The organism is Virgibacillus oceani, from assembly GCF_014638995.1.
Classification (GTDB): Bacteria; Bacillota; Bacilli; order Bacillales; family Amphibacillaceae; genus Virgibacillus_E; species Virgibacillus_E oceani.
This window is the reverse complement of record NZ_BMFR01000001.1, coordinates 499,508-525,225: the sequence shown is the minus strand read 5'-3', so window position 1 is coordinate 525,225 and position 25,718 is coordinate 499,508. Positions and strand designations below refer to the sequence as shown.

34 protein-coding genes and 2 pseudogenes are annotated in these 25,718 nt (G+C 36.7%); 2 read left to right on the top strand and 34 right to left on the bottom strand.

All coding sequences use genetic code 11. The annotated features are described in order from the left end of the window. Positions 1 to 19: 19 nt before the first annotated feature. The 5 genes from resA to IEV74_RS02830 all read right to left on the bottom strand — a co-directional run bounded on the left by resA (position 20) and on the right by IEV74_RS02830 (position 2,770). On the bottom strand, positions 20 to 592 hold the full coding sequence (resA, locus tag IEV74_RS02850; RefSeq protein ID WP_229683041.1) for a thiol-disulfide oxidoreductase ResA: 573 nt from the start codon (positions 590 to 592) through the stop codon (positions 20 to 22). Between the two features lie 54 nt (positions 593 to 646). Beyond that, positions 647 to 1,387, bottom strand: a complete 741-nt coding sequence (locus IEV74_RS02845) for a pseudouridine synthase (RefSeq protein WP_188453966.1) — start codon at positions 1,385 to 1,387, stop codon at positions 647 to 649. A gap of 265 nt (positions 1,388 to 1,652) precedes the next feature. Beyond that, complete coding sequence (locus IEV74_RS02840; RefSeq protein ID WP_188453816.1) at positions 1,653 to 2,120, bottom strand: hypothetical protein; 468 nt, start codon at positions 2,118 to 2,120, stop codon at positions 1,653 to 1,655. Positions 2,121 to 2,228: 108 nt separating this feature from the next. Further along, the gene (locus tag IEV74_RS02835) at positions 2,229 to 2,552 is read right to left on the bottom strand and encodes a YolD-like family protein (RefSeq protein ID WP_188453815.1); all 324 of its coding nucleotides are present in this window, start codon (positions 2,550 to 2,552) and stop codon (positions 2,229 to 2,231) included. Between the two features lie 2 nt (positions 2,553 to 2,554). Continuing rightward, positions 2,555 to 2,770, bottom strand: coding sequence for a hypothetical protein (locus IEV74_RS02830; RefSeq protein WP_188453814.1), 216 nt, complete (start codon positions 2,768 to 2,770; stop codon positions 2,555 to 2,557). Positions 2,771 to 2,915: 145 nt separating this feature from the next. Here IEV74_RS02830 and IEV74_RS02825 point away from each other — a divergent pair, with 145 nt between their 5' ends. Next, on the top strand, positions 2,916 to 3,125 hold the full coding sequence (locus tag IEV74_RS02825) for a hypothetical protein (RefSeq protein WP_188453813.1): 210 nt from the start codon (positions 2,916 to 2,918) through the stop codon (positions 3,123 to 3,125). A 350-nt stretch (positions 3,126 to 3,475) separates the two neighbouring features. Here IEV74_RS02825 and IEV74_RS02820 read toward each other — a convergent pair whose 3' ends face one another. The 5 genes and pseudogenes from IEV74_RS02820 to IEV74_RS02805 all read right to left on the bottom strand — a co-directional run bounded on the left by IEV74_RS02820 (position 3,476) and on the right by IEV74_RS02805 (position 6,142). Continuing rightward, positions 3,476 to 3,883, bottom strand: a complete 408-nt coding sequence (locus tag IEV74_RS02820) for a hypothetical protein (RefSeq protein WP_188453812.1) — start codon at positions 3,881 to 3,883, stop codon at positions 3,476 to 3,478. Next, on the bottom strand, positions 3,873 to 4,538 hold the full coding sequence (locus IEV74_RS02815) for a Panacea domain-containing protein (RefSeq protein ID WP_188453811.1): 666 nt from the start codon (positions 4,536 to 4,538) through the stop codon (positions 3,873 to 3,875). Before IEV74_RS02815 ends, IEV74_RS02820 begins: the two co-directional genes overlap by 11 nt. 304 nt (positions 4,539 to 4,842) lie before the next feature. Continuing rightward, on the bottom strand, positions 4,843 to 5,379 hold the full coding sequence (locus IEV74_RS19640) for a peptidoglycan-binding domain-containing protein (RefSeq protein WP_229683047.1): 537 nt from the start codon (positions 5,377 to 5,379) through the stop codon (positions 4,843 to 4,845). Next, positions 5,365 to 5,883: pseudogene (locus IEV74_RS19635) on the bottom strand (peptidoglycan recognition protein family protein); the annotation flags it as partial. The gene IEV74_RS19640 and the pseudogene IEV74_RS19635, both read right to left, overlap by 15 nt. Position 5,884: 1 nt before the next feature. Then, positions 5,885 to 6,142 carry a hypothetical protein gene (locus IEV74_RS02805; RefSeq protein WP_188453809.1) on the bottom strand — a complete coding sequence of 86 codons (258 nt, stop codon included), beginning with the start codon at positions 6,140 to 6,142 and terminating at the stop codon, positions 5,885 to 5,887. A gap of 71 nt (positions 6,143 to 6,213) precedes the next feature. Here IEV74_RS02805 and IEV74_RS02800 point away from each other — a divergent pair, with 71 nt between their 5' ends. After that, a complete protein-coding gene (locus IEV74_RS02800) occupies positions 6,214 to 6,381 on the top strand; it encodes a hypothetical protein (protein ID WP_188453808.1) in 168 nt (55 codons plus the stop codon). 32 nt (positions 6,382 to 6,413) lie between these two features. On the opposite strand, the gene IEV74_RS02795 is transcribed toward IEV74_RS02800, so the two are convergent. The 24 genes and pseudogenes from IEV74_RS02795 to IEV74_RS02685 form a co-directional block, all read right to left on the bottom strand. Beyond that, complete coding sequence (locus tag IEV74_RS02795) at positions 6,414 to 6,569, bottom strand: hypothetical protein (RefSeq protein WP_188453807.1); 156 nt, start codon at positions 6,567 to 6,569, stop codon at positions 6,414 to 6,416. A gap of 17 nt (positions 6,570 to 6,586) precedes the next feature. Beyond that, entirely contained in the window at positions 6,587 to 6,865 is a 279-nt protein-coding gene (locus tag IEV74_RS02790) for a hemolysin XhlA family protein (RefSeq protein ID WP_188453806.1), read from the bottom strand. Between the two features lie 254 nt (positions 6,866 to 7,119). Next, complete coding sequence (locus IEV74_RS02785) at positions 7,120 to 7,302, bottom strand: hypothetical protein (RefSeq protein WP_188453805.1); 183 nt, start codon at positions 7,300 to 7,302, stop codon at positions 7,120 to 7,122. A gap of 88 nt (positions 7,303 to 7,390) precedes the next feature. Then, the gene (locus IEV74_RS19845; RefSeq protein WP_268233827.1) at positions 7,391 to 7,522 is read right to left on the bottom strand and encodes a CD1375 family protein; all 132 of its coding nucleotides are present in this window, start codon (positions 7,520 to 7,522) and stop codon (positions 7,391 to 7,393) included. Continuing rightward, a complete protein-coding gene (locus tag IEV74_RS02780; protein ID WP_188453804.1) occupies positions 7,523 to 7,807 on the bottom strand; it encodes a hypothetical protein in 285 nt (94 codons plus the stop codon). Between the two features lie 10 nt (positions 7,808 to 7,817). Continuing rightward, entirely contained in the window at positions 7,818 to 11,390 is a 3,573-nt protein-coding gene (locus tag IEV74_RS02775; protein WP_188453803.1) for a phage tail spike protein, read from the bottom strand. 11 nt (positions 11,391 to 11,401) lie between these two features. After that, positions 11,402 to 12,862 carry a phage tail domain-containing protein gene (locus tag IEV74_RS02770; RefSeq protein WP_188453802.1) on the bottom strand — a complete coding sequence of 487 codons (1,461 nt, stop codon included), beginning with the start codon at positions 12,860 to 12,862 and terminating at the stop codon, positions 11,402 to 11,404. A 5-nt stretch (positions 12,863 to 12,867) separates the two neighbouring features. Further along, complete coding sequence (locus IEV74_RS02765; RefSeq protein ID WP_188453801.1) at positions 12,868 to 16,221, bottom strand: phage tail tape measure protein; 3,354 nt, start codon at positions 16,219 to 16,221, stop codon at positions 12,868 to 12,870. Positions 16,222 to 16,234: 13 nt separating this feature from the next. Beyond that, entirely contained in the window at positions 16,235 to 16,756 is a 522-nt protein-coding gene (locus IEV74_RS02760; protein WP_188453800.1) for a hypothetical protein, read from the bottom strand. 50 nt (positions 16,757 to 16,806) lie between these two features. Beyond that, a complete protein-coding gene (locus tag IEV74_RS02755) occupies positions 16,807 to 17,073 on the bottom strand; it encodes a fibronectin type III domain-containing protein (protein ID WP_188453799.1) in 267 nt (88 codons plus the stop codon). Continuing rightward, positions 17,051 to 17,638, bottom strand: coding sequence for a phage tail protein (locus IEV74_RS02750; protein WP_188453798.1), 588 nt, complete (start codon positions 17,636 to 17,638; stop codon positions 17,051 to 17,053). The genes IEV74_RS02755 and IEV74_RS02750 overlap by 23 nt, the downstream gene beginning before the upstream one ends. After that, positions 17,638 to 18,066 carry a hypothetical protein gene (locus tag IEV74_RS02745; protein WP_188453797.1) on the bottom strand — a complete coding sequence of 143 codons (429 nt, stop codon included), beginning with the start codon at positions 18,064 to 18,066 and terminating at the stop codon, positions 17,638 to 17,640. Before IEV74_RS02745 ends, IEV74_RS02750 begins: the two co-directional genes overlap by 1 nt. Then, on the bottom strand, positions 18,063 to 18,464 hold the full coding sequence (locus IEV74_RS02740; RefSeq protein WP_188453796.1) for a hypothetical protein: 402 nt from the start codon (positions 18,462 to 18,464) through the stop codon (positions 18,063 to 18,065). The genes IEV74_RS02745 and IEV74_RS02740 overlap by 4 nt, the downstream gene beginning before the upstream one ends. Further along, positions 18,448 to 18,813 (bottom strand): phage head-tail adapter protein, encoded by a 366-nt coding sequence (locus IEV74_RS02735; RefSeq protein WP_229683040.1) that lies wholly within the window; start codon positions 18,811 to 18,813, stop codon positions 18,448 to 18,450. Before IEV74_RS02735 ends, IEV74_RS02740 begins: the two co-directional genes overlap by 17 nt. After that, a complete protein-coding gene (locus IEV74_RS02730) occupies positions 18,782 to 19,099 on the bottom strand; it encodes a hypothetical protein (protein WP_188453795.1) in 318 nt (105 codons plus the stop codon). The genes IEV74_RS02735 and IEV74_RS02730 overlap by 32 nt, the downstream gene beginning before the upstream one ends. A gap of 12 nt (positions 19,100 to 19,111) precedes the next feature. After that, positions 19,112 to 19,477 carry a hypothetical protein gene (locus IEV74_RS02725; protein WP_188453794.1) on the bottom strand — a complete coding sequence of 122 codons (366 nt, stop codon included), beginning with the start codon at positions 19,475 to 19,477 and terminating at the stop codon, positions 19,112 to 19,114. A gap of 20 nt (positions 19,478 to 19,497) precedes the next feature. Next, a pseudogene (locus IEV74_RS02720) lies at positions 19,498 to 19,749 on the bottom strand (fibronectin type III domain-containing protein); the annotation flags it as partial. Between the two features lie 13 nt (positions 19,750 to 19,762). Beyond that, positions 19,763 to 20,908: a phage major capsid protein gene (locus IEV74_RS02715; protein WP_188453792.1), complete on the bottom strand. Its 1,146-nt coding sequence runs from the start codon at positions 20,906 to 20,908 to the stop codon at positions 19,763 to 19,765. Positions 20,909 to 20,911: 3 nt separating this feature from the next. Next, positions 20,912 to 21,646: a head maturation protease, ClpP-related gene (locus IEV74_RS02710; protein ID WP_188453791.1), complete on the bottom strand. Its 735-nt coding sequence runs from the start codon at positions 21,644 to 21,646 to the stop codon at positions 20,912 to 20,914. Continuing rightward, positions 21,643 to 22,731, bottom strand: a complete 1,089-nt coding sequence (locus IEV74_RS02705) for a phage portal protein (RefSeq protein WP_188453790.1) — start codon at positions 22,729 to 22,731, stop codon at positions 21,643 to 21,645. The genes IEV74_RS02710 and IEV74_RS02705 overlap by 4 nt, the downstream gene beginning before the upstream one ends. Positions 22,732 to 22,790: 59 nt before the next feature. Then, on the bottom strand, positions 22,791 to 24,434 hold the full coding sequence (locus IEV74_RS02700; protein WP_188453789.1) for a terminase TerL endonuclease subunit: 1,644 nt from the start codon (positions 24,432 to 24,434) through the stop codon (positions 22,791 to 22,793). Beyond that, a complete protein-coding gene (locus IEV74_RS02695) occupies positions 24,424 to 24,753 on the bottom strand; it encodes a P27 family phage terminase small subunit (RefSeq protein ID WP_188453788.1) in 330 nt (109 codons plus the stop codon). Before IEV74_RS02695 ends, IEV74_RS02700 begins: the two co-directional genes overlap by 11 nt. 108 nt (positions 24,754 to 24,861) lie before the next feature. Next, a complete protein-coding gene (locus IEV74_RS02690; protein WP_229683039.1) occupies positions 24,862 to 25,338 on the bottom strand; it encodes an HNH endonuclease in 477 nt (158 codons plus the stop codon). A 6-nt stretch (positions 25,339 to 25,344) separates the two neighbouring features. After that, entirely contained in the window at positions 25,345 to 25,671 is a 327-nt protein-coding gene (locus tag IEV74_RS02685) for an HNH endonuclease signature motif containing protein (RefSeq protein ID WP_188453786.1), read from the bottom strand. Between the last annotated feature and the right edge of the window lie 47 nt (positions 25,672 to 25,718).

Below are 25,718 nucleotides of genomic sequence, written 5' to 3'. Positions count from 1 at the left end.
ACAATAATTGCTTTCTTCATTACTCTGGCTGAATTTGTTTCAAATAGCCTTCCAGCTTTTCTAATGTCAGTGCACCACTAACAACTTCAACTATTTCCCCTTCTGGATTAATAAAAAATGTGCTTGGGATTGGCCCAACACCATATTGCTCCATTACCTGCCCGCTTTTATCATGTGGAGTGGGGAATGTCAAATTATATTTTTCAATAAATCGGTTAATAACAAGCTCGGTGCTATCCAAACTTACCGCAACAATTTCTACACCTTTTTCTTTATACTCAGGATACAGCTTTTCCATATAAGGCATTTCCGCTTCGCATGGAGGGCAGTATGTTGCCCAGAAATTAAGCATGACACCCTTACCCTTTAAATCACTTAATTTAACTGTTTCCAGTTCATTATTTTTATTTACCTGTTTTAGTTCAAAGTCAGGAGCTTGATCACCAACATCAACATTCGTATCTTCTTGCGATAAATTGGATACTAATGCATAAACTAAAGCGACTAATAAAACTGCAAGTACAATGGATCTAAATAGTAAACGTTTCTTTTTTTTCTTTTTTTTGTTATTACCAATTTGTTCCTTACTCAAATTGCTCACTCCCCACGTCATTATACCATGTAACGACAATGGTAAATTTGACTATTATTCAACAATTTCACTTGCTGAATGGCGAATTTTTTTAACCTCATGAGGGGTTAATGCTCGAAAGTCACCAGGCTTGAGACCGTTTAACGTCAGAATCCCATATTTTTCACGTTTCAATTTGATCACCGGGTAACCAATGTGGTCCATCATACGTCTAATATGCCGATTTTTTCCCTCGTGTAATGTAATTTCAACTATTGACGTCTGACTTTTTTTATCAGTGGACAATATTTTGTAACCAACAGCTTTTAGAAGGTCCTTTTCCACCTTTACGCCTTTTCTAAGTGTATTTAATTCATTTTTATGTGGTATACCCTTTAATTTTGCCACATACACCTTATTGACTTCATGCTTAGGATGCATTAACAGATTTGCAAATTCTCCATCATTCGTCAGCAGAAGAATACCAGATGTATCATAATCAAGACGTCCTATTGGAAAGATGCGTTCGGGGACCTCTTGAAAAAAATCAGTTACTACCTTTCTATTTTTGTCATCTTTAACACTTGATATAACCCCTCTTGGCTTATATAACATAAAATAAACCGGTACCTCTTTTGTTAAGGGAACTCCGTTTACCTCAACTTCATCATTTGCTGATACTTTAGTACCCAGTTCGGTCGTTAATTTTCCATTTACCTTTACCTTTCCATCAACAATTAATTGCTCCGCTTTTCGTCTTGAAGTAATTCCGCTCTTTGCAATTACTTTCTGTAGCCGTTCTAGTGTGTTTGTCATTCTATCACCAGTTCTTTTCATATTTTTTGAATCCTAACAATCCAGGCGCTTCCATATTCATGCTTTACAACATAATAATAGCGTTAACCTAACGTTAACTTCAAAGCTTATAAATAAAGGCTTTTAGCTTGGTTTTGTCTATTACCGGTATATTACTTATAGAGATTTATACAAATTCAGACCAATTGTACCATATATTATTGTTAATAAATAATTTGAAACCATGTTGTTGTCCAAAAAAAAAGAAGGGGGTGATTCCCCCCTCTCATTCAATACCTTCTCTTCGTTTGATCGATGCTTTCATAGCCTCTTTCATCCCATGACTCAAACTTTTATCATTGTCTACTTCTTTAAGTTCCTGTTCGATAGATAATTCTTTTGCTCTGTTTAAACTAGTAATTCCGTTCTCCACTGGTTGTTTGGTTTTGTTACTCTCGTTTATCGCAATTGATGTTGACTTTTGCATAATACGATTGCTTTCTTCTTTTAGTTTATTGCCCCGATCTAACAAATTCACGATCTCCGCAAAACCAAACATTATGCAGCCCGTTATGACACCAGCGACTACAAAATTAACAAATGATACCCAAGATGTTTCGGTTATTTCTTCTGTTTCACCAAGATAATTTTCTTCGTATCCGACAACCTGATCTAAGTTAACAATTCCTAAAATAATACCACTTGCTATACAAAACCAGCCGATAATAAATAATGGCCCCGCTATTCTGTTCATCTTAATAAATTCCCCCTTTTCACTAACATTATTCTACATAATATGTCGGTTTTCCTCTAATAAAAGTTTAATTTGGTCATTATAAAAATAAACCCATTTGTTGGGGTTTTAATCTATATATACATCCAGCACATTATCTAATTTAACTTCCTTGCCAATATCTAGGTTTATTTTATTCGTATCTAATTTTATCAATTTACCCTTTGCGGTTAAATAATGGCCATCATCAAAATGTTTGATTTCAACAGTTAAATCATTGTGCAGTGCACATTGTAGTTTAAAACCTATATCTAATTTCTGCTGCTCATCAAGAATAGGTTTTGTCTTCTTTAACATTTCTTTTTGATGTTCACGGATCCGCTGCACATGTTCCGGCAGCATCATCCGACTTGATTCCCACATCATATTACTTCCAGGCGTGAGTTTATTCATTACTATGCCCCCATTCGCTTTCTGATTGGTCCAACGGACAAGATATTATCTAATTTAAATGTACGCACCTTCTTTTTCTGATAACAGTAAGCCAAGATCATATCCTCATTAATTTTAAGAACACGAATAATCCGTTGCGAAATATGATTATCTGCAGCAAGGTAAATCATTTCAATTTTTTCTTTGTTTTCAATTGAACGCGTTAGTAATCCATTCATCATAAGACCACCTTTTCAGAACAACTGTTCTTATTATATCACAAAACACGAACGTGTATACGCATTTTTTGTTAGAAATTTTTTCTTGTAAGACGACACCTTCCAGCATACTTTTTTCGATTATAGATGTAGGAGGGGAATTCTTATGGAAAAAATAATTAAAAATCATTTAGTTGGATTTGGATCAGTGATTGATATGCAGCATTTGGAGGATGATTACTATGGAGAATTTACGGATGCGGGTATGACTGTGAGGTTGTGGAGTGCTTACGATGATATGCCTGATTGGGAGGATTGTGATCGTATTTATGGGGATGTTTATGGGAAGTTATTACATACAAAATATCATAGGTGAGATTTTCATCACACCTATTGGGGTAAAAATTATGATAACATTTTTGTAAATATAACTTTACAGAATTGATGTGACTAAATTGAAAAGTGTTGAGGAGATAATTAAAGAAAACCGTTTAAGTATCATTGAATGCTGCATATTATTTGAATTGGATAAGTATTACCCTAAATTTGAGTCGGTTTATATTATAGATATGAAAATGAGTCAAATACAACACTATCTAAATCGATTAATCGATAAAGGATTGGTGGAAAGAAGATTTCAGAAGTATAGGATTGTTAGATAGGTGTATGGAAATGCCTGGAAAGGTTGTTGTTTAAAAAATAAAAAATCCCTCTTAATGAGAGAGATTAGTGAACTGTATTAAGTTGGAATAATTGCTGTTCGCTTATAATATGTAATTGTTTTTCTTGAAATTCCAAAAGCGCATGTACTATTTCATCTAATGCGAATTTATGTAAACAAGACCCATTATCCATCAAATATTGTTTCAGATATTCTTTATTGGGTATTCTGTAAACAAAGTCCATTTTTACAAAAGATGGATATGGAAAAGGTGGATAATGGTAATGATTATCTATTTGTTTATTGCTTGGTTTTTCTAATTTCCATATTTTTTTCTTTATAGAAGATACGTTCAATAGATATAGATATTCAGGTTTAACATTGACTACCAAATAAGGACGTGGATACTTAGGTAAATCACCATCTCCAAAAGGTAATTGGAAATGTAATGCATGCCCCGGATTAATAAACAATAACCCCTTGAGACCTATCTTTATATATAGTAAAAACTTCATCTTCACCTACAAAATTATCCAAATAGGACCTTAATTGTTCATCAATAATTATCTCTTGAGGATTAAAATAAAATTCAGTTCCCCCAATTGTAATCATTGCTTCTGTCAAACTATCATTTGAACTTTTATATCCATCTACAATCTTCTTAATACCTTCTAAATCATGTTCATAAACTTCCTGGTCACTTATTTCACTTAAATGTTTATTTCTGTAATTCTCATCAATATAAGATCTACCGTATGCTAATTTCCAACATGAATGTTCATGATTTAAATCCGACAACTCACCAGCTGATAGTTCCCCAAAAACTGATTCCACCAAATCAATTGTAAATTTTTCTTCTAGGGAAAATGTTTGACTTGCTAAATGAGAAGCTGAAACTAATTCATCATGTCTAAGATGATATTGTTTCATTACACTTTCAACCACACATCCATTTTCGTAGGCATAGATTTTATCTTTAAATAAAGGTACTCCATATTCGGCATGATGTACCAATTGAGAGAAATACAATAACTTTTGTAACTTCATATTTCCCTTTTTGGTATTCCGAGGATTATCTAATCCATCTCTTATATACTTTTGGGCAAAGTCAAAAGCTGACCTAGTCATCTTGTTCACCCTCCTTTAATTATCAGAAAAAACAAAAAATATGTTCTTCTTAATTTAGTATAATACAATAGGTGCGTTTTGTATACATTTTGATGAAAATTTCATCAAAAAGACATTTTTATCACTCTCTTTCCTTTATTATCGGTGATAAACAAAAATCCTGAATCATACTTTATTATTAATACAAAAAAGCCCCTGCCAAACGGTAAGGGCCTTTTCTTATGAAATAACCTTGGTGAAAGTACATTTCATATTGCAATATATTCAGCATTACCTTCTTTTGTTACGCATGTTTTTTTATTTATTAAAACAAAGTACTCCACGTAATTGGACCAACCATTTTATCAGGTTCCAAATCATGTCGTTCCTGGTACTCACCAACTTCATTAGCTGTGTTAGGTCCGTAATAGTTATCAACTTCAACAACCTTATGACCAGCTGCATTATTTAGTGCTCTCTGAATCCTACCAACATTATCGTCATGCATTTGTGGCGATCGCAATTCAAAATGATAACCAGGATAGGGTATTACAGATGGACCAATTTTGTTTTTCTTTTTAGATTTAGCATTTTTCATAACTGCTTGAGTCTTAGGACCATAAGAACCATCTTGAATTAATCCTTCATGTTTTTGAAATGCTTTTACTGCAGATTCTGTTTTTGGACCAAAATTATTATCTATCTTGCCATCATAATAACCAAGTTTTTTCAGTTTACGCTGCAGATCACCTACAAGCCTGTTATGGTCTCCGCGTGATAGGTACCAGACAATTTCCTCTGATTTTACCTGCTCGTCACGATCTACAACCTTACCATTCCAATTATCATAATAACGCTGCACGTCATTAATAAATTCATTCCATGATACACCGTTAGGTTCTAACCAACTTTGCGGGTCAAAGCGCCTACCAGGATCCAATACTTTATGAGACACAATATTATGCTGTGGATTTAATCCAAACTTATGGCACAGATAAGCAAAGTACCATACATAACGGTCATATGACTTTTTAAAATTACCTGTACGACATAATTCTGTACCGATAGCACAATCATTAGCATCATCACCATACAATTGATTGTCTTTTGGCTTATCATAATTAACGTGCCATGCCTTTTCATTTAACGGTATAATCTCAAGTATTTTATCATCATCAATGAATGTATGTGCACTTGCATAAAAATTAATGCCATTAAAATATCTGTAGTGGTCATCTGCATCAGCTGTGTCATTGTCAGTCTCATGAGCCACCAAAAAACGCACATCGTCAATAAATTCTCGACTACGTGCGTATGAATTATTGATATATTTTCGTTCAATTTTGTATTTATTTTTTATGGCCATATTATTTCAATCCTTTCTTATTCTTCCTAGACTTCTGTGCTTTCAATGCAATTTCACGTAAACCTTCTTTATGAGTGTTTTTCCAAGTTGCATAAAAACCAGCTACCAACATTCCTGCTGCAACAAAAAAAGCACCAAATGCATTGATGCTTTCCGTTGTGAGCCATTCGAATTTGATATTGAGTGTAGCTAAGAACCCCATTCCTGCAGATAAAAAGCCAACGATTAAAATTGATATGTCTTTGATTTTGTTTTTCATACTTTCGTCCTCCTTGTAGGAATTTCCTCCCTTCCTGTCGAATATTGGTAGTTAGAAGGGAGGCATATAATATGGCCGTAAAGAATCCAGAAAAATGTTCGGAATGTGAAGCAACCGATATAAAGCTAATGGGTGCGACTACATTCGCTATTGCAAATGAAGGCAAATCTGAACCAACTCATGCGCTTGTTTTCAAATGCAATAATTGCAGTAATTTAACGTTTAAATTGCCGAATTAATAAAACCAAAAGAGGATAGTGGGAGCTATCCTCTACTCTTTAACGGGACTCCAAACATAATCATTAGGGTTTACGGAGTCATTGGAAGACGTTTTATTTTCAGCTAAACCAATATACCTTTTTCCATTAGAAGCATCACCCATTCCATTACCCTGTATATCGTCAGCATATTTAACCCATATATACATAACTTAAACACCTCCTTTTAAAATTTAGTAAAAAATAAAGCAATCGCACCGCCAATTAATCCTGTGATTATGGCTGAAACGATCGCTTTTGTTATCATGCGTCTTATCCATTTTGTATCGTCCTGAATTGATGTAAGAGTTGTTTGTAAGGATATAATTTTTTCATCTTGTTTGATATCGTTCAGTTTCAGATTATCGATATCATTTTTCAATTGTCTCTGACCCTGCTTTAGATCGTTTATATCCTGCTGCACCTTCTCTTTCCATACATCCATACTTTCCATCTCCTCTGCCATTCTTGACCCCCTAACCTTGCGACATAAATACGTATAAATTAAATAAGCGCACTATCTCCCTGTAGTGCGCCCAGGGGTAGTAGCAGACTACCCCGTTTTATTGCATAAAAATAACGCCCTTATTCGGCGTTTGTTGATGTTATGTCACCTCTAAAAATGACGTTTCCTTTTTCATCTATATAAAGATTACCAATGTTCAACATGCTATCACCTCCAATATAAAAAGCCCACCCGTCGGCCGACTTTCCTTTTAGTTATAAAATTAATTCAACTGAATGCACATCTTCGTATTTTAGATTTTCACTATTAGTGGCGATATCAGCATTTTCATGCTTCCCCCTTACAACTAACTTAAAAAGTTCACCAACGGCAAGTTCATCATCAGGTATTTCTTGGGAAAATTGTCTACCATCTTTGAAATTGTATTTAACTTGCATTTGATACACCCCCTTTTGTCTACTAAATTCGACATAAAGGGGGATTATCCTTTCAACCCATAAAAATAACGCCTTACTTGGCGTTTACTTAAGTTGTGATTAAGTCTTCTCTGCCTTCCGCAATCAATATTTTATCAACATCTGCCTTCAAAATATCCGGAACATCTTTATAAGCCCATTTCCCTCTTATGATATAAGTCGCAAATAACATAGCCAACATTTACTCACCTCCTAAAAGCATACTTGTTAATTCCATTATCGCAATGGCATTCATTTCTTCATCAGTTGGTTTATTCTGTGCCTCTTGCCTTTCATCAACCAGTTTTTGTTGGTAATCGATATCTTTTATTAGCTCCCCGTTTACGTACTTATAAACCTCATAGTTCGATAAGACATCATGACCATCTGGTACGTCAATACAGATCTCGTTAGGATTTCGTGTTGAAGTAGATGACAATATAGTTAATCGATTGTTTTCATCTAATGTGAAATAAACAGTGCGCATGCAATCCCTCCTAAAACTCATAGACTGCGCTTAATGCCATTCGGTTGTTATCGCCATCGTTATTGACAGCATGACCGACTAAATGATCATTATCGACATATATATATTTTAAAACATCATCTGCAGCATCCCTGCGTAATGCCACGCGCATAGCATAACCTGAATTAAATTCTGCGTGCACTTTTGGAATGAAGGTATACTGATAATGTGTGTTTATAAAGCCATCTCCTATATTGTAAGCATGCCATTCCAATACCCAGCCCGTTATACATTCATTCAATTTTAAATCAGGATATACCGGCTGTGTATCGGTTGGATATGCAGTTCCAGCCCAAAGAACCGGCATATCTTTTATAGGGCGATAATTCCCCTTTGAAATCTCCCAAATTGAATCCTCCACTTGGTAAACTGCTGCTACATCACCTTCAACTAATTGAACGCCGTCTACATCAATCCACAAGTCATCCTGACACGAAAATATAACTTCCAGTGAATGTGCATCTGCGAAATTTGATGGTACTGTGAATGTGGCTGATTGCCTTCCTACAGTGTAATCACTTGCTACAGGCTGCTTTCCATCACTAACTAATTGTGACAAACGAGTACTTGTACCATCGACGTGCCAAACCTCAAGTAACGGTCTTCCTCCTCCCGCTTGCTTCCAATGACGCTTGAAATGCCCGGAAAGTGTGTACGTGGTGCCTGCAGAAACACCGTCATAAACATACTGCCTCGTGTAGTTCGCATTTTTAACAACTAAAGACTGTTCACCGAAAATAGGCATGGCTGCATCTGCATCCGGTGCAAATACAGTAGCAACATATGGGTCCCTCACACGTTCCCATGGTGTGTCCTCGAACATGCTTGCATCTGCCATCGGAAGCCAATTATACGTTATACTATCCGGATTAAATGCATCACCATTGAATTTAACTAATTCGAACGAATGATCTTTTAGCATGTTTCGCTTCGGTGAAGCTGTATATTTCATTCCGGTTATGGGATCCTCAAGCAAAAAGTCGCCACCCTTTACAGACACTTCACCAAACGTACCACTAACACCTTCCAGATTGCCCGCGTACTTTGCATTACCGTTTGTATCAAAATAAAGAACATCTTTCCACTGGCTTGATGTACTTGCTCTGCGTTGAATTACATAACCAAGCGTACTATTCATCACTGTTCGAACAAGACCATCACCTCTTGCAGTGATAAAGCCTTCTTGGGGGGTGATACTTACACCGTTATAATCCGCACCCTGCATGATGCCGTTTGCTTGCATGTAATCCTCTGCATCGTGAATGGCATCAAGGTAGGCAGCTTCAGAAACTTCAGTGGCATGTGCTCGTTGGTCTTCAGGTGCAGGAGTCCAGTCAGTGACTATATTGCCTTTTTCAATCATTACGAATACTTCTTCTTTGGTTCTTCCATTCAAAAAGTTACTCCTAAATGTAACCCTCATATAAGCAATCCTATTGTCATCAGGAATGTTTATAACTGAGCCTCCAGACTGATTGTAGTAATCATCTATGAAAGCCTTATCAGCATCATAGTAGAATAACTGGCTAGTCCTTTTAGGAGAGACCATAAACCTATCAGTAGGCTCAACAGGAATAAAACCACTTGCTAAGGCACCTGTTTCTCCACCTTCATTACCTGATGCCCATATTAACAATGTATCCTCTTTTGCATCCTTAACTACAAAGTAATTACGACCACCAACCACCACATTGTCATACAACGGACTCCAATTATAATCACTTGGATTATTACTCTCACTGGCAATCGTCTTATTATGAGCCAATCCCAAATACCGTTTTCCCTCAGGACTATCGCTCATTCCATTTCCGTTTTCGTCATCCGCATATTTAACCCAAGTGAAGCGCTCTGTACCGTCAGCACCGGGTTGTCCTGGTACACCCTGTTCTCCCTTCGTTTTTGCCCACGTATAATCTGCATAATTCGCGCTTTCTGTCGGTGTCGTTTTGTTATAGGCAAGTCCGATATATTCTTTATTCAACGGACTATCACTCATACCTGACGTAGGGCTATCCGCGAATTTCACCCATGTATATAGCGATTGACCGTCTTCTCCGGGTGGGCCTGGTATGCCCTGCGGACCCGGATCGCCTTGCGGACCTGTTGCACCAGTTTCACCTTTTGGTCCTTGTTCTCCATCCGCTCCGTCATATACATTACTGATGGTAATTCTACCAATCGACATAACTTGATCTTGAATAATTTCAACCTGGTACGTTGCCTTTTCTTCTATTTCAGATGCATCTACAGTTAACACCTTACCAGTCTTATTCCAACCGGAAACGGGTATGCCGCGCTTATCCCGTTTTGTCCAATAATAAGAATAAAACGTTCCATCTGCATCGACCTCAGCACCAGATAAAAACACACTAGCCGTTAATTCAGTAGAACCAACACCATTTTTAAAAACATCTCCGGAGCTTGACAGAACGGATGTTGTAATCATTCTTGCCAATTTCCGTTGAATTTCAGCCTGCAGTGACTTCCAAATCGCTTTAACTTCATCCTCCGTATACTCAATATAATCGCCCAGGATGACCGGTTTTTTAGATTTATCCGTTATTGATCTATCCATCGTATGGACACGTGCTTCAAGATAAAGAGGCGGATTAAACGTAGTATCTTTAATTTTTATTGTGTCGCCAAATCGTATCTTTTTATTTTCCATACCCGGAACATTTTCTAAATCAGCAATGGTCGTCTCATATTCTACAATCGCATTTACGCGCTTTTCTAATTCATTTTCAGTCAACGTGGTTAATCGCTCTAAGGTCATATCCTGGTCAGTTGATTGAGGCTCATACGGTTCAATTATGTGCCTTCCATTACGCCCCCAACGCGTCAAAGCTTCCTTATCCTCAACAATAACTTCTAACCTGGTACCATCTTCACGAATAGGACCAAGCCCTTTTAATGCAGTAACAATCTTATCCGTTCGCTCGCGCCTTCGTATTCCAATTAAATCTTTTCCAAACGTAACCTCACGCCCGCGCCATTCTCCAATTCGTTCTAGCATATCAACATAACGAACAATTTTTCCGTTTTCAATTTCGATACGGAAATCTAGCTCTAAATTGAAAGTCTTGGCAATACGCTTCAGTAAACTATACGGGTTCGTGTGATTCTCTATTACGATTTCTTCAACACCTGCATAGGCTATATCTCCTGCTTTAAATTCAGTACCCGCAACTGCCGTTGTAACATGTTGCTCAGCTGTACCATTTAATGTTGTAGGACTAATAACGGTTGCCTTTTTAAGCATAAGATAACCAGCTGATGAATATACTTCTGTTTTCAATCCGCTTTCATCATGATATTTACCAACCTCATTAATAACAAATTCAATATAACCATTGTCTTCTTTCGGGATGATTACACGGTTTTGTCCAATTAAATGATTTGAAAATGCCTTATCCGCAAATGTTTCAAAATCAAACGTTTCAAGGGTATCTTTTAATGATTTACGGTGATTGTTTGATAATAGATTTTTTGCTGTAATATCAGCTAGTATTTCATCTGTTTGCCCGTCTAAAATGTGTATCACGTCATCACCTCCTACTTAAACCGCTCACGAAATCGAATGTTTGTATTAAATGCATTGCTAGGGTGTACAATCAACTGATTTTCACCGGGTTTTAATCCGAAATAGCTTCCGCCAAAATCCTTTAGGGACTTTTTATCTTCACCATTGATCAATAATTCCTCGTTCACATGGTCAAACGTGATAATATCGCCAACATCAGCTATAATCGGTACTTCATCTGGAGATAGATCATTAATCTTCCAAAAGTTTAAATGATAAACGCCCATTCGGGTTGTTTCCGTATTGGGCCATTTACGAAAAACAATCTGTACCTTAGCAACTTTCTCTTGGAATATCCCTTCAATCGGTGGAATGTAATGCTTGTGAGAAATTTGGACACGTTTATCATCGCTTATCCTTGCAAAATAAAACCACCAGCGGTTGCCACGCCTTTGCAGCTTCATAATGCCATAAAAATTATTCCAATCACGATGATTATCAGGTGCACTTGTCATGAATGGAAAGCGTTGATATTCATCATGCCCTAATTGCACTCGACCGTTTATGTTAGCTGATTCCTTCCATGAATCGGATAAATGAATTCTAACAATCTGCCTATCTAAGCTATCCAGCAAATAGGCTTCAACCATACCGGTTTCCCATCCGACATTCTCATTTCGAACGGTGACATTCATTTCAAAGTCTTGCACTTCTTCGGGTAATGATTTTACAAGACCCGGACCTTGCCAACGTAAAGGTGCAACAGCTGTACCAAAAGACCTTGGAAAAAACCTAATTCCATCTGATTCAATTTCTCCACCTAAATAGCCATCGGTGACAGTTACTGCATCCCCCCACCCCACTAAGGTACTCATATTATCGTTAATCAGTTTGGTATATTCTTCAACCGGTTCTTGTTCTACAGGTGCCGGACGCCCTATCATCATGTATTCGTCATTTTGATTTTGAACCATAGCAAAGGTTATAGGTGCCATGACTTCTAATTCAATTATGGGGTCTGCATCAGCCGTACCATTATTAGTTACGATTGCGACATCAGATGGGAAAGGTGGTGTTAGCTCGGGTCCGTAAAGATACGGGTCTAACATCGTTAATGTAAGACTGAATTCCCCATCTGATTGTGTAATATTTTCAATATCATAGTCGCCTTCCTGAATAACAAATATTTCTTTATCGGGAGTTAAGTCTCGAATTATAGAAAACTCTTTTTCTGTATAAAATAGTTCATAGATTTTATGTTTAATTTCATCATATTCAATCATAGTATCTGATTCTATCTGCAAAGCAATATGAACCTTTCTTTCGCCCATTCTATAATTGGATTGATGGGATCCCGCCATTCCCGGTACCGTTAATTTAGTTCGTTCTGCATTTGGGGAGAAAATATGAAAAGATTCAACCCAAAGACCAATATCGTGCATGTCTGTTGAGATATTATTGTATTTAACCTTAAAGTTTAACTCACTTTTCAATCTTCTCACCTCCTAAAGGTTTCATTTCTGCGTTCGTGAAAATCGATGTTTTCTTTTATGGGCCTCCATAATATTTGTCCAGCTATGCGATCATTTATAATGACATCTCCAACACCAATCTGAACATTTAATTGATTATTAATATTATTACTCATAGTTAGCGCAGAACTCATTCTATCTAGGTTTCTACTCATTTCCGGGCTTACACCTTTACCGGTTGCATAACCAGGTAATTTACTTAATCCACTAAAAATTTTATCCGTTTGTTCGGCTGTGAAGACTTTAGCTCCTTGCTTTAGGTTGTATAATCCAAAATCCGCTAGCCACCATTTGTTGCCCTCATTAATTAATTCAGTACCTTTTTCACCTAACCAGGAACGCCCACTTGGGTGATTAAAGAAATTTGTTCCATCCGCATTACTATCTCCAAAAAAGGAAGGTGCATTACCTCGAATATAATCCGTATAAACGCCTACCTTTTTTGAAACTGCTTTTTGCAACCTTTTATCAATTGCGTCAGCAGATGGGCTAAGGTTCGCTATGACATTCTTGGTGACGTCTTCGCCAAGTTCATCTGTATAGTCCTCAGCATCTTTAGATAAATCCTTGATTTTACCTTTAGCAGTATTTAATTTATCAATTTGATCATCAATTTCACTGACCTGATCCCTATATTCTTCTGTATTACGTTGTGCTGCAGGTGTGTTTTCCTTTAGCTTTTGTTTTTCTTCCTGTAATTTTGAGATTTTATTATCTAAAACTTCAAGTGCCTTACCGTCTTGATAAGCTTGATATGCTTTTTCTTCGGTTATACCAGCACTAACTAAGTAATTGGTTTGTAATTTCTGAAATACTTGGCCGAGTTTTGCTATTTCTTTATCTGTATTTAATATCTTAATTTCTTGCTCGTTTTTTTGCTGTTTGAGGGTCCTTAATTGCTTGTTTAATTCAGATTCACCTTCACTCAATGCTTGACGGATATTAGCATTTACTTTTTCTTGTTGCTTGGCTAGTTCGAGTTCTTCGCCTCTTAATTGTCCGCTATTGATCAAATTGCGAAGCTCTTTACCTTGAGTCTCAAGTTTTGTAAGAGCTGAATCAACCGATTGTTGATTATAATTATCCAGTACTTGAGCAACTATAGATTCATGGTCTTTTAACATGTTAAATTTGTTTTGCTGTTCGGTTCTATCTTTAAGTAATTTACTTTGATTTTCCAAAGCATCTAGATATTGCCCCTCTAATTCAAGAGTAGCCATTTTACTAATTTCGGAGTTATATTTTTTTAGTTCACCTGTTGTCCCTGCTACAGCTTTTCCTTGGTCTGTGATTTCGCCGGATGCACCTGGTAATGCGTCAACTAGATCATCATTTAAGCCAACCATGGTGTCTAGTTCTCCATTTGTGAATCCAGACTTCTCTTCTAATTCTGCCATTTCATCTTTTATAGCTTTAATGACTTCCGGATCCGTTGCTTCTTGTAATTCGCTTTGCAGGTCTACATATCTCTCAAACTCGTCAGCAGTTAATTTAGATTGATTTCGAAGCATATCATATTGTTCAATCATTTTTGCGTTCGATTCGTGCTGCTTCATCAAAGAATCATATTTTTTAAAAGATACCTTATTTAATTCCTCTTCATCAGATATTAGGTTATTAATCGCAACGCTTAATCCGCCAATAACACCAACAGCTAAGCCAACAGGACCCGCTTTACTTATAACCCTTAGCAGTGTTCCGCCAAATCCTTTTTTACCAGCGGCAGCACCTGCTTTTCCAAATCCACCGTGTAGACCACCTACTAACCTTGAAAGGGCAGAGAAGGTTTTTAATGCAGGTCCAGCAGCTGCAGCAGTTCCACCTAACGTTAATAAATAATCTCTTGTTTCATCATCCAAATTTACAAACCATTCGGCTAAGTCCTCAATTTTTGGTGTAATATCTTCTAAGATGTCTAGTAATTCTTCACCAATTGGTTCAACTGCTTTTTGTAAATTTCTCCAAGCTCTTTGCGCTTTAACACCTATAGCCTCTTCTTGCGTTTTAGCAAGGTCATCCATAGCGCCTTCCGTGTCTTTAAAGGCATCATTAACGTTATCAAGGGAATAAACGGTTGTCTTTTCAAGGTCCTCAAATTTCGTTCCAAAAAGCTCGACTCCAATTTGGTTAGCTTTGACTTGATCATCCATATTTTCAAGTTCCGGAATAACCTGTTTGAATAAATCCTCTGCAGTTGCCTCACCGTTCTCAAATTCTTTAAACAGGTTTTGTGTTTCCTTAGACATCCCCTTGAATGCATCTGCGGTTGTATCAGAACCATCTTGGACCCGGATATTAAATTCTTTCATCAGATCGTTAATATAATCTAGATTATAAGCACCGTTTTTAGTTCCGTTTGCTAGGATGGAGAAATATTCTTCTGCAGTAAATCCCATTTGTTTGAATAAAGGTGCATATTCGGAAACGTTGTCGAACATTTCTTGAGAATAATTAATACCTTCCTGTTGCCCTTTCGTAAACAAATCCAAGGCTTCTTGAGAAGTAATGCCAAAGTTATGCATTAGTTGGTTAACACCGCGGGTAGCTTCTGACATATCCGATTCGGTTGTTTTAGAAAGAATCAACATGTTTTTGGTTACTTTTTGAAGCTCCTCACCATCATCAATACCTTGGATATTTTGTTTGATTAACGCAATCGATCGTGCAACTTGTTCCGGATTATCTCCAAAGCCGTCCTCCCAAACAGTACGCATATCAGTTTCTAGCTGTTTTGCTTCATCGCCAACAGCTCCTAGCGACCCGATCATTAATTGAATAGCATCATCCATGCTAATAGCTGCTGCTCCACCTGCCGCACCTAATCCAGCTAAAGGAAGTGTGACACCGGTGTTTAATTTGTCGCCAACATCACTAGCCGTTTCTGAAATATCTTGAAGGGAACGTTTTAATTTATCCGCACCTTCGCTGGTCTCTACCATTTCTTGACCTTGCTTATCTATTTCTTTACGAGAATAGTTAATAGAGTTTTCGAGCTTCTGTTCAGAAATTCGCAAGTCTAATAACTTATTAGATAGCTTATTTGCTTCGTTTGAGTTTTCTCCATATGTTTCCTTAGCTTTTTCCAATTGCTCTTCAGTAGACTTTATTTTGCGCCTAGTGATGTCATACTCTTTTCCGAGATATTCAATCTTTGCCTCTAATTTTTCTGTAGCAGTAGCCGTATCCCTCATTTGAGCTTGCTGCAGTTTAAATTCTTTATTTAGACGCTTACTTTCATCACGCATCTCGTTCATGCCTTTATTAAAATCTTTATTAAAGACACTAAAGGTTACTTGGGTTTCATTCTTTTTTCTAGCCAAATTATTTCACCTCCTATACAGTCCTAGGATTGTTCTTCCAACTATCCCATGCCTGTTTACTTTGATAAATACGTTCAACATCCGGGATAGGATAATGCCAAAATATATCACTATCTATGCCGACAGCTAAACAGTACAAAACATATCTATCCTCAACGCATTCTACGTTCAATTTCGGGGATTTAATTTTCTTTTGTCCTGGTTCCACTTTTTTGCTTACGCTATCTGATAATCCTTTTGCAAAATTGTTCTTTTTAACATCAGTGCAATTCATAATTAGATTTGTATAATTCAGTTCAAATTCTTCTTGTTGCGGTGTGTAACGTTGCCTAAATTCAATAGGGGATAGTTCCAAGTACTTGTTCATTCCGATAACGGATAAATATATAACCCACAGGCGTTGATCAGATTCAACCATAATATCTAGATTAGAACTAGGTAGCATGCCGTATTTTTCGCCCATACTTAATGAATAATTGGTTATTGCAGCTGGATATAGTTTTTCTCCGACTCTTATGAGTTCAATATTGGCCATTTAAATTCACTCCTCTAAACAACAGAAAAAGAGTAGGGATTAACCTACTCCTAAAGTGTTGTAACATTAACGGTATTACTTGGTTCTGATTCACCAGTATCATTCGTTGCAGTTACATAAAAATCATATGTTGTTGCAGTTGTTAAACCTGTCACCGAATAACTGTTTGTTGTTACGGTATCGATTTTTACTCCATCCTGATAAACGTTGTACCCACTGGCACCCTCGACCGCTGTCCAATTCAAATCAACTGTTGTAGCAGTCTCATTACTAGCAGTGAGGTCAGCGGGCTCATTAGGGAGTTGGAACTGCTTCAACTAGTGTACGGTCAAATTGTGTGTGCCATGTGTCTGCAACGGTTGGATCATCTAGTTCAGCAACCATTGCTTCATAATAAATCTGTTTGAATTCATCAGGGTAAGCCTCTAAACTTATCTCCATCAAGGCAACTTCATCGGCACCATTTTCAATAGTAAATACAAAACCAGTTGCTGATACACAGTCAACAAATGCAATTAATTTCGTTTGATCTTCAAACTCATCAATGACATCCGCTGTTAGCGTAAAACGTTTTCCTTTCGAATTGGTACCGTAGGAATAGATACCTGGCTTTAAATCTTGATTAGAGAAACCAAAGAAATCTCGCATTACTTGTACTTTAATATGTGCTGATACAGTCAAAGTCATCTTTTCTGGTTTAGAACTTTTGGCAGCTTCAAAACCTTCAACTCGTTTAATCAGTTCACGAAGTACTGTTTCCCCACCGACTGACCCGGCTGCACCGAATTTTGTTCCATCCTGCTTAGTTCCATCTGTTCCAAACATTTGTACACTCATGTTCGTAATCGTGACTGGATCAAACGTTTCTACTACTGTTGGCATTAAAATTCCTCCTCTAAATATCGGTCTATATGATCGTTTAAACTGTTACGGCCATATAAAATATCATTTATACTACTTTCTAAACCGCCCTCCATAAACCGTTGTTCTAGTGGATTATGTGGGCCACGTCCCTCGTTTGGAAATACTAAATAACCGAAACTACTTAAATTACTTGCAGCTCCACCTTTTGGCTTTATAGTAAAACCTAAATTAAATTTTTCTACTCTCGCCCATTTACTGTATTTGGCGTGACGTGGAGTATCGCGAACAGAAACAGGCATCAAGTGTGTGATGTGTTTAACCGTTTTGGCTGCTCCATCGGTATGCAGATAACTATTAATTATATTTTCAATGTTTCCCGGTACCTTTTTAAACTTTTCTTCCAGCTGTTCAATCGCTTGGTAGTCTACCTCGTATTCAACGCTCATATGGTCACTTCTTTCTGGAGTGACCTGCTGAAAATTATAGTGACACGATCATAATAATAATCCGTTTCACCTTTTTTAATTCGCTCTCTCATTGATCGCTCAAAATCGATACCCTTAACTTTTGAAACAACAGTTAAGATATCCAAGGTATTTGAGTCCACATCTGGATTGTTTTCAGACGTATATACAACATAAATATCTTGTCTCACTTTTTTGGGTGAATCGGTTTTACGCATATCCCCATAAACAATTAAGAAAAAATGGTTATCTGTAGGTCGTTCGTCTTCGGCAAACTCATCTTCAAAAACAGGCAATTTAAACGTAGTTGATATATCATCATAAATCGCTTGTTTTTGTTCCTTCATGTATTTCTTTTGTTTCTCATTCACTGATTTCACCAACTTCCTGCAGATAAAAATAGAGATAGCGTTTGCCACTATCCCAATCAACATTAATCACGTCATATTCAAATGTATCCATACGCGCTTTCAGACTTGTCATTTTAACTTTACGGAAACCTGGAGGGAACCGTGTTTTTACTTTTTTATCCAAACTAGCACCTATGGATCCTGCCATATCATGATCTTCTGCACGTGCACTCATTAGCTTGTATGCCAATTTTCCCTCAGCGTTAAATTTTTCACCAATACGTTTACCGGATGAATCCCGTTTAGTTTTAGTTCGTCCATAGATTAGAAAGCCATCATTAAAAACCTCATGTACTGGTTTCTGTATTTTGCGTTTCAAAACTTTTCAACCCCTCTCGTAATGAGAATTTGAAAAGTTCTCTTTCAAAGTTAATTTCAAACAATTCGAGTGAATGGTTATATACATAACGCCCATAATCCATTAGTAAACGTCTAGCCTTCGAATCGGTTGTATAATCAACGTCTGTACCAGCTGTTTCATCTAGATAGTCTATGCCGTCCTTTACATACTTCAATAAGTCTTTATCTTCATCATTCCATGTGATGTGTAAATAACTTTTTAATTCATCCCTTAAACCATTTAATTGTTCATCCGTTAATGCCAAAAGAACCACCTCCTATTCCGGAGATGGTTCTTTAGATTGTAATTCCAATAGGAGAGCGATTCGCTCATCTTCATTTTTGGCTTTTTCAGGATCCCCACCAAGTTTCTTTATTAATTCTTTTTGAGGTCCTTTATTCATTTTTTTGATTTCAGATGCCGTTAAAACATCTGCTTTTCTTCCAGCCTCCGGTTCCACCTTTTTGATGAAAACACGCTTGTACTTTTTATGCTTAGTTGATAATTCTTTAATCCGTTTTTCACCCGGTTCATAATCGCCTTCTCTTGGATAGGGATCACCCGGTTCATATATCACTTTATTATCATCACTATCTTTTGGATCTTCTGTATCTCTCATTAAATTCACTACTTCGTATGGCATGATCAAAATTTCCTCCTTTTTTATACTGCAGATGCTGTTGTTACAGATAATTCAGCACTTAATGTAGATTCTTTACCATCAGAACCGATAGCTTTTACCTGGTACACATATTCAGTATCAGCAGTTAAGCCACTTTCATCAAAGCTGTTAGTTGCACTTGTTCCAACACTTACACCATCCCGGAACACTTCATAATTTGCGATTCCCGCCTCATACGTAACGGCATCCCATGTTAACGATAATGTTGTATCCGTAACACTAGATGCCACAAGATTTACGGGCGCATTAGGGTGTAGTTTCTGTCCATAAGTCTAAATCATAGACTTGAGCTGAATACTTGTCTTTTGGTTTACCAGTTGCATACTGCTTTTGAATGAACAAAGTAGCATCCTCTAGAGCCATTGTTTGATCATATTTTTTTATTGGTTCACTTCCACCAAGTGCAGCAGTATTATCACCTTTAACAAAGAAAAGAACCTTTTTTTCTGGAACAAAGATTGATTCAGAAGTAATCGGGTTAAACGGTAAGTTCGTTACATAAGCACCGTTTGCATTTTGAATGGTAGCATTAGCCTGAACATCGAATGTATCAAATGGATTCGTAACCATAATTACTTTTCCAGCGATTTTTTTAGGTTCATCAGCATTTGTTTTTCCGTCGCCTTTTAACTTCTTAGCAAGAAGCTTCATAACGTCTCTCATTTCATTGATTGTTTTACGACCTGGTTCAAAAGTTAAAGTACCTGCAGAGGTTTTATCTGGATAAACACCATCTACTACACTACCTGCTGGGTCCTTCAATAAGCCAATCGGTTGATTTTTACCGGTACCTGCAACAAACCCTTTTTCAAGACCTACAGCCATTGCTTCTTTGATAATAGTACGTACATAACGTTCTACCCAAGCCGGACCAAGTTTTAGCATGTCATTCGCAAGTGGAATAAATGCAGTTAATTTAAGTTGGGTAATAGACTCTTTCCGGAATGCTGCATTTAATTGCCCTTTAATCCCATCAAACAATGGTCCCCACACAGCTGCACCACTTGGATCCGAGAAAATGAATTCAGTAACTGCGCCTAAGTTTTGTAATCCAAGATGTTGCATAAGTGGATGTTCCTTTTTTAATTCTTCAAATATGCGTTCTTGGGTGGTTTTCGGAAGTGTTTCTGTTTCTTTGAAACCACCATCCTCCACAACAGCATTAAAGAATTTATGCTCTTCACTAGTTAAAACGTTTAATCCGCGTGCTTGCATAACAGCATTATCAGCCATTTGCGTATTCACATTGTTTAAAATATCACCTTGTACATCTTTAGCAAGTGCCTCAAGCATTTCGTTTAATGCCTCTGTTTGCTGCTCTTCCGTACCTTCTTGCGTAGCTTTAGCAAAAGCTAACTTCTTTTCCTCAAAATTATTAAATGTAATTGGCATGTTTTACTCTCCCTCGTTTTTGTAATTTAAAAAAAGCTTACTCAGATTCTGCTTAGTTTCAGCAGGAGTAGGCTTTGGTTCTGGTGGTTCGTTATTCTGTTGTAATTCATTTCGAATTTCATTTTTGAACTCTGCAAACATCTCCTTTAATGTTTCTTCATCGATACTCGTTGAAGATGCAACTGGTTCATTAGATAATTTGTTATTAAATTCTTTTGCTTTGTTTTCAAACACTTCTGATTCAACCTTTTCAGGTTTAGCGTCAACAATTTCATCAATCAAGCCGATTTCTAGTGCTTTTTTAGCTGAAAGGTATGTTTCTTTTTCTAACATTTTTTTTGCTTCGCCTTCGTCCACCCTATGAGTATATGACGCTAAGACTGATTCATCAATACTTTCAAGATCATCAGCTCTCTTTCGAAGCGCCTTCGCATTCCCAAAAATACCACTAGATGCAAAGTGTAACATCATCTGCGTATTACTATAGGCTTTAACTTTATCAGCCCCCATACACATTACACTTGCGGCGCTTGCAGCTATTCCGGAAATTGTGACCGTAACGGTTCCTTTGTGAGAGCGTAATGTATTCATGATGTCTATCCCAGTAAATGCATCACCGCCCATACTGTTTATGGTCAAGTCAATTTCTTCATCCGGTTTCACTGATCTCATTAGCCGATTGAAATCCCAAATACTAGAATTCCACCTAAATATGTCTCCTGTAATTTTATGCTTCACTCATTCTCACCCCCTTCAAGTTCGTTTGCTTTTTGGTAGTTTTTCGTGATGATGAATTTATCAAGATTTGGATCATCTGATCGTTCATGACCAGCCTCCTCCCGTACTTCGTTTCTTGTGAATGTTCCAGAAGATACTAACTTGTCTATCGCGGTAGCCAAGTCAAATAAATTGCTATATGAGATACGTCTAATATCTACCTTTGTACCGGCTAGATAATCTTTCTTTGCGATAAACTTACCATCAAGTTCGTCTTTTATTTTTTTCAGGAATGGGTCAATGCAAAATGTCATGAAGTTTCGTGTAGCCTTTTCAACATCTGCCATTTCCCCGTGAACTAAAGCAATTGGTATACCTAGTGCTCTTGCAACTTGATCAAGAAATCCGTTTGTAATTTTATTGATTTCCTCCACACTTGCACCTTGTGTTGATAATGATTGTTCGTTATAAGTAAATCCCTTTTGTTGGGGAACAATAGCGAATGCTTTTTCTTTTATCGATTGGTACATACGGTTAATAAAATTTTGCAATCTCTCTTGTGTCCTTGGGTCTTTCGCGTTTACCCCTTCCATATCCACAGTTGCCCTTATTTGATTTTTGTGTTTTTGAAATTCGAACAATCTGCCAATTAATGATCCATAATCGGTAAATAAGCCATCTATTAACTTAGATAGCCTTTCATTGTCATATTCCAGATAAACTACTTCACCCATCCTGAAAGTACGTTGAAAGGTAAAATTTTTGACTGTTACACCTTGGAATAAATCCTCAACAAGGCCATATTCTATTCGTGTGAAATCATCAGCAATTAATAAATCATCTGAATCCGATTTAATAATTAAACACTCGTTGTCATGAATAAGTTTGTAGATTACTGTTTGCCAAAAGTGTGATGCAGACATATTAGGGTTAGGTCTAACATTCAACCTGTAATACATCTCATCCTTTAGGACTTCCCTGTTCTTCTTTACCCGGAATTCAGATTGGCTTATTGTTCGGGCTATCATATTTACACAAATTTGTATGGCTAGCTGCTTCATCTGAATTCGTTCTGATGTGTTTTCTATCAAGTCCTCATCATACATCTGCTCTAGTTCACTATTACGTTTAAATAAATCTAGGAAACCTATTTTTACTCACCTCCCTAAAAAACAATATCCGTAAGAAAGAACTCGTCCTGATCCGTTAACTCTTCATCCAAAACAAGCGCATGTAAAAAAGCGAAAAAACCATCCGTTTTCCGCTTCTCCTTATCGATCTTGCAATATTCCATATTTCCATTGCCTTTTTCTTCCTTGTACACATTCCCTACATACCATCGCATCATAGGGTCATCTGGGAAGGCAATTGTTTGGTTAATGAACATATCGTCAACTAAAGGCGATAACATGGCATGAGTTGCTGGACCCCGTCTGACGATTTCAACCTCGAAACCTGCCTCTTCAAGTTTTGGCTTTAAAATGGTTGCTCTGTACTTATCCATTGATATCTTCTTGATTTCAAAGGTTTTTAATTTTTCTATAAACCAATTAACCACTCTATCAGGATCAATTGATTTCTCGTTGTGAATAATCGTACATAAATTCCTTTTTTTTGCCTCAGCAATAATATCAGGATTAATATCCTGTAATTTTAAAGCTAAGTGATGGATAAATGTATGATGAATCCAATATCTTTTTCCACCCTTTTTAAATAGCAAACCAACAGAACAAAAGTCCCTAACATCTGCAAAGTCAACTCCACCTATTGCCTCTACACCTTCTAGGCCTTCTGGAAGTTGTTTATCGGTTGCTAATCTATCTTCATACGTTGCAACCTCTTTGCGGGTGTCCTCTTGTGGACTATTCATTCGCTTAGTCATGAATTCCATCATGATTGCAGACTTGCGTTTTCCCAATTTAAATTCTTTAAGCATTTTTCTTTTTAATACTTTATTATATGGCAAAGATGGATTCGCCTTTGTCCAATTATCTGGATTTTCAGCTTCATCCGGATTATCAAGCTTGCATAGGAAAGGGAACAAGGATATATCTTCAATTTCACCGTTTAATATAAGCTTAGCCTCTTCTTTTAAATCATCTAAAGGACCCCCTCTGATATTTCCATCTGTAGACATATGGAATTCCCGATAATCTTGAACTTTACCTCCACCAGATGTAAAAACTTTAATAGCATCATAGTTTTCATATTCATGTTCCTCATCGAACAAAATACATCCAGTACGCTTACTATCCTTTGTTCTTGCGTTTGATGTATTATAGATCATTTCACTTTTAGTGGAGTTATTTTTTATAAGTACCTTTGATTTATAAAAAGCCTTTTTGAGTTTTTTCTCATTATCGGGCATTTCTAAAACTGTATAAACATCTTTAAATGATCGTTTCGCTTGGTCCTCACTAGTCGCTACAATGTCAATGTCATAGTTTTGTATGCCATGCTGCTTTGTCATCATAAAGAAAGAATCATATGAAAAGAAACCATTCTTACCGCCACCACGACCCATATAAAAAAAGTACCGATCAAATACAAGTGAATGGTCTTCTTTCCAGCGCAATCCAAAAATAAATACATTAGAAAACTTTTGCCATGGATAGAGTTCATATGGAAAATAACGGGCAGGTATATTTACACTATCCTCAACCATTTTATGGTCAATATACACATCATCACGGGATAATATTTTTTTGAGATATTTTATTAACTGGAACTGTTCTTTACAAGCTGGTATTTCACCAGATTCGATAAGATGAAAATATTCATCAATGTAGGGATGGGAATTATACGTCATCTCCCTCATCCTTACCCTCGTTTTCAACTCGCCAAGCTATATCCAGTTTATCTAATATTTCCCCCATTCGTTTTGAGATTTTTGGAAGTTCAACCACAGCATCATTCTTTTTATAAAATTTCTGATTCCCATTTTCAACCCATATCATTGCGCCTTTTGTTCGGATTGAAGTTTGGAGTTCTTCTTTTAAATCCCAAAACTTCATGTAGTCTTCAACGAGGTCATACCAATATGCCGTGGTCATTTTATTTTGTTTTAAATGATTAATCAAATCACTGCGAACTTGCATTCTTCTTGTACTTTTTGAAACTCTTGGCATCTGGTACCCCCCTCTCATACGCGAAAATTCAAAAAATGTTTTCTCTCATCTCCCACTCCCCGTTTCAAGGTTCTCCCTAAAAAGCCCAAAGTTTTGACCGGGGGGGTGTTATGATATTATTTTTTGATCAAGTTTATCAGTAATCTTTTTATGTCTACGTTTAGAAACAATGTTATCAATCATTTGTCTTGAAACATTATATTTCTTAATTAATTCATGTTTATTTATTCCTTTATTAAAATCCAAATAAATACCCATTACTATTCTGTTGTCTGTTGAAAGTATTAATCCTTGTTTAACAGCATGAGTTATGTTTTCATCAGATGTCACCCATTCCAAATTGTCAACGTGATTGTTCAACTTGTTTCCATCTTTGTGATTGATCTCTGATTTGTTATCTAAATTAGGTATAAAAAATAGCCCAACCAATCGGTGGACTTTGTAATGTTTCTTATTCATTAGTACTCTTAGATATCCTTTTTCAGTGACTTCACCACGGACAATTACTTTGTTATCCTTATTCCTCACTCTACCATGGTTAGATATCTCATAGTTATGTCCTTCAATTGGTTTCCATATCTCCAAACCCAATCACCACCTCTCATCATTCCAGAACTTAGGTTTCTTTTTACGAATGTATTTCTCCAAGCGTTTGTGTTCTTTGTTGTGACAGTTAATGCAAACAGACTCAGTGTTATCAAGTACTAGCGCTAATTCCGGAAAGTCTTTCACTTCTTTTAAGTGATGCACGTTTTGTGCTGGACTAACCTTCCCCTGTCTTTTGCATTCTTGACATTCATAGTTATCACGTTCTAAAGCCTGCTGCCTTATCCCATTATTTCCATACCAAGCAGGACACTGATAAAATTTAACCAGGTTATCTTCTCTAATTAATTCTTTTATTCGTTGGAGTTCCATGTAGTCACCTTTTCATTACAATGTGAATACAATAAAACAATCACCCA

Bases quoted from the DNA above. Each gene is read 5' to 3' on its own strand.
- IEV74_RS02700 (WP_188453789.1), bottom strand. From the start codon at position 24,434: ATGACGTATAATTCCCATCCCTACATTGATGAATATTTTCATCTTATC.
- IEV74_RS02785 (WP_188453805.1), bottom strand. From the start codon at position 7,302: ATGCAAGTTAAATACAATTTCAAAGATGGTAGACAATTTTCCCAAGAA.
- IEV74_RS02715 (WP_188453792.1), bottom strand. From the start codon at position 20,908: ATGCCAATTACATTTAATAATTTTGAGGAAAAGAAGTTAGCTTTTGCT.
- IEV74_RS19845 (WP_268233827.1), bottom strand. From the start codon at position 7,522: ATGTTGGCTATGTTATTTGCGACTTATATCATAAGAGGGAAATGGGCT.
- IEV74_RS02705 (WP_188453790.1), bottom strand. From the start codon at position 22,731: ATGTATGATGAGGACTTGATAGAAAACACATCAGAACGAATTCAGATG.
- IEV74_RS02800 (WP_188453808.1), top strand. From the start codon at position 6,214: ATGGCCGTAAAGAATCCAGAAAAATGTTCGGAATGTGAAGCAACCGAT.
- IEV74_RS02725 (WP_188453794.1), bottom strand. From the start codon at position 19,477: ATGCCATACGAAGTAGTGAATTTAATGAGAGATACAGAAGATCCAAAA.
- IEV74_RS02815 (WP_188453811.1), bottom strand. From the start codon at position 4,538: ATGACTAGGTCAGCTTTTGACTTTGCCCAAAAGTATATAAGAGATGGA.
- IEV74_RS02825 (WP_188453813.1), top strand. From the start codon at position 2,916: ATGGAAAAAATAATTAAAAATCATTTAGTTGGATTTGGATCAGTGATT.
- IEV74_RS02760 (WP_188453800.1), bottom strand. From the start codon at position 16,756: ATGGCCAATATTGAACTCATAAGAGTCGGAGAAAAACTATATCCAGCT.
- IEV74_RS02805 (WP_188453809.1), bottom strand. From the start codon at position 6,142: ATGAAAAACAAAATCAAAGACATATCAATTTTAATCGTTGGCTTTTTA.
- IEV74_RS02840 (WP_188453816.1), bottom strand. From the start codon at position 2,120: ATGAACAGAATAGCGGGGCCATTATTTATTATCGGCTGGTTTTGTATA.
- IEV74_RS02750 (WP_188453798.1), bottom strand. From the start codon at position 17,638: ATGCCAACAGTAGTAGAAACGTTTGATCCAGTCACGATTACGAACATG.
- IEV74_RS02795 (WP_188453807.1), bottom strand. From the start codon at position 6,569: ATGTATATATGGGTTAAATATGCTGACGATATACAGGGTAATGGAATG.
- IEV74_RS02790 (WP_188453806.1), bottom strand. From the start codon at position 6,865: ATGGCAGAGGAGATGGAAAGTATGGATGTATGGAAAGAGAAGGTGCAG.
- IEV74_RS02830 (WP_188453814.1), bottom strand. From the start codon at position 2,770: ATGAATGGATTACTAACGCGTTCAATTGAAAACAAAGAAAAAATTGAA.
- IEV74_RS02685 (WP_188453786.1), bottom strand. From the start codon at position 25,671: ATGGAACTCCAACGAATAAAAGAATTAATTAGAGAAGATAACCTGGTT.
- IEV74_RS02845 (WP_188453966.1), bottom strand. From the start codon at position 1,387: ATGACAAACACACTAGAACGGCTACAGAAAGTAATTGCAAAGAGCGGA.
- IEV74_RS02695 (WP_188453788.1), bottom strand. From the start codon at position 24,753: ATGCCAAGAGTTTCAAAAAGTACAAGAAGAATGCAAGTTCGCAGTGAT.
- IEV74_RS02780 (WP_188453804.1), bottom strand. From the start codon at position 7,807: ATGCGCACTGTTTATTTCACATTAGATGAAAACAATCGATTAACTATA.
- IEV74_RS02835 (WP_188453815.1), bottom strand. From the start codon at position 2,552: ATGAATAAACTCACGCCTGGAAGTAATATGATGTGGGAATCAAGTCGG.
- IEV74_RS02745 (WP_188453797.1), bottom strand. From the start codon at position 18,066: ATGAGCGTTGAATACGAGGTAGACTACCAAGCGATTGAACAGCTGGAA.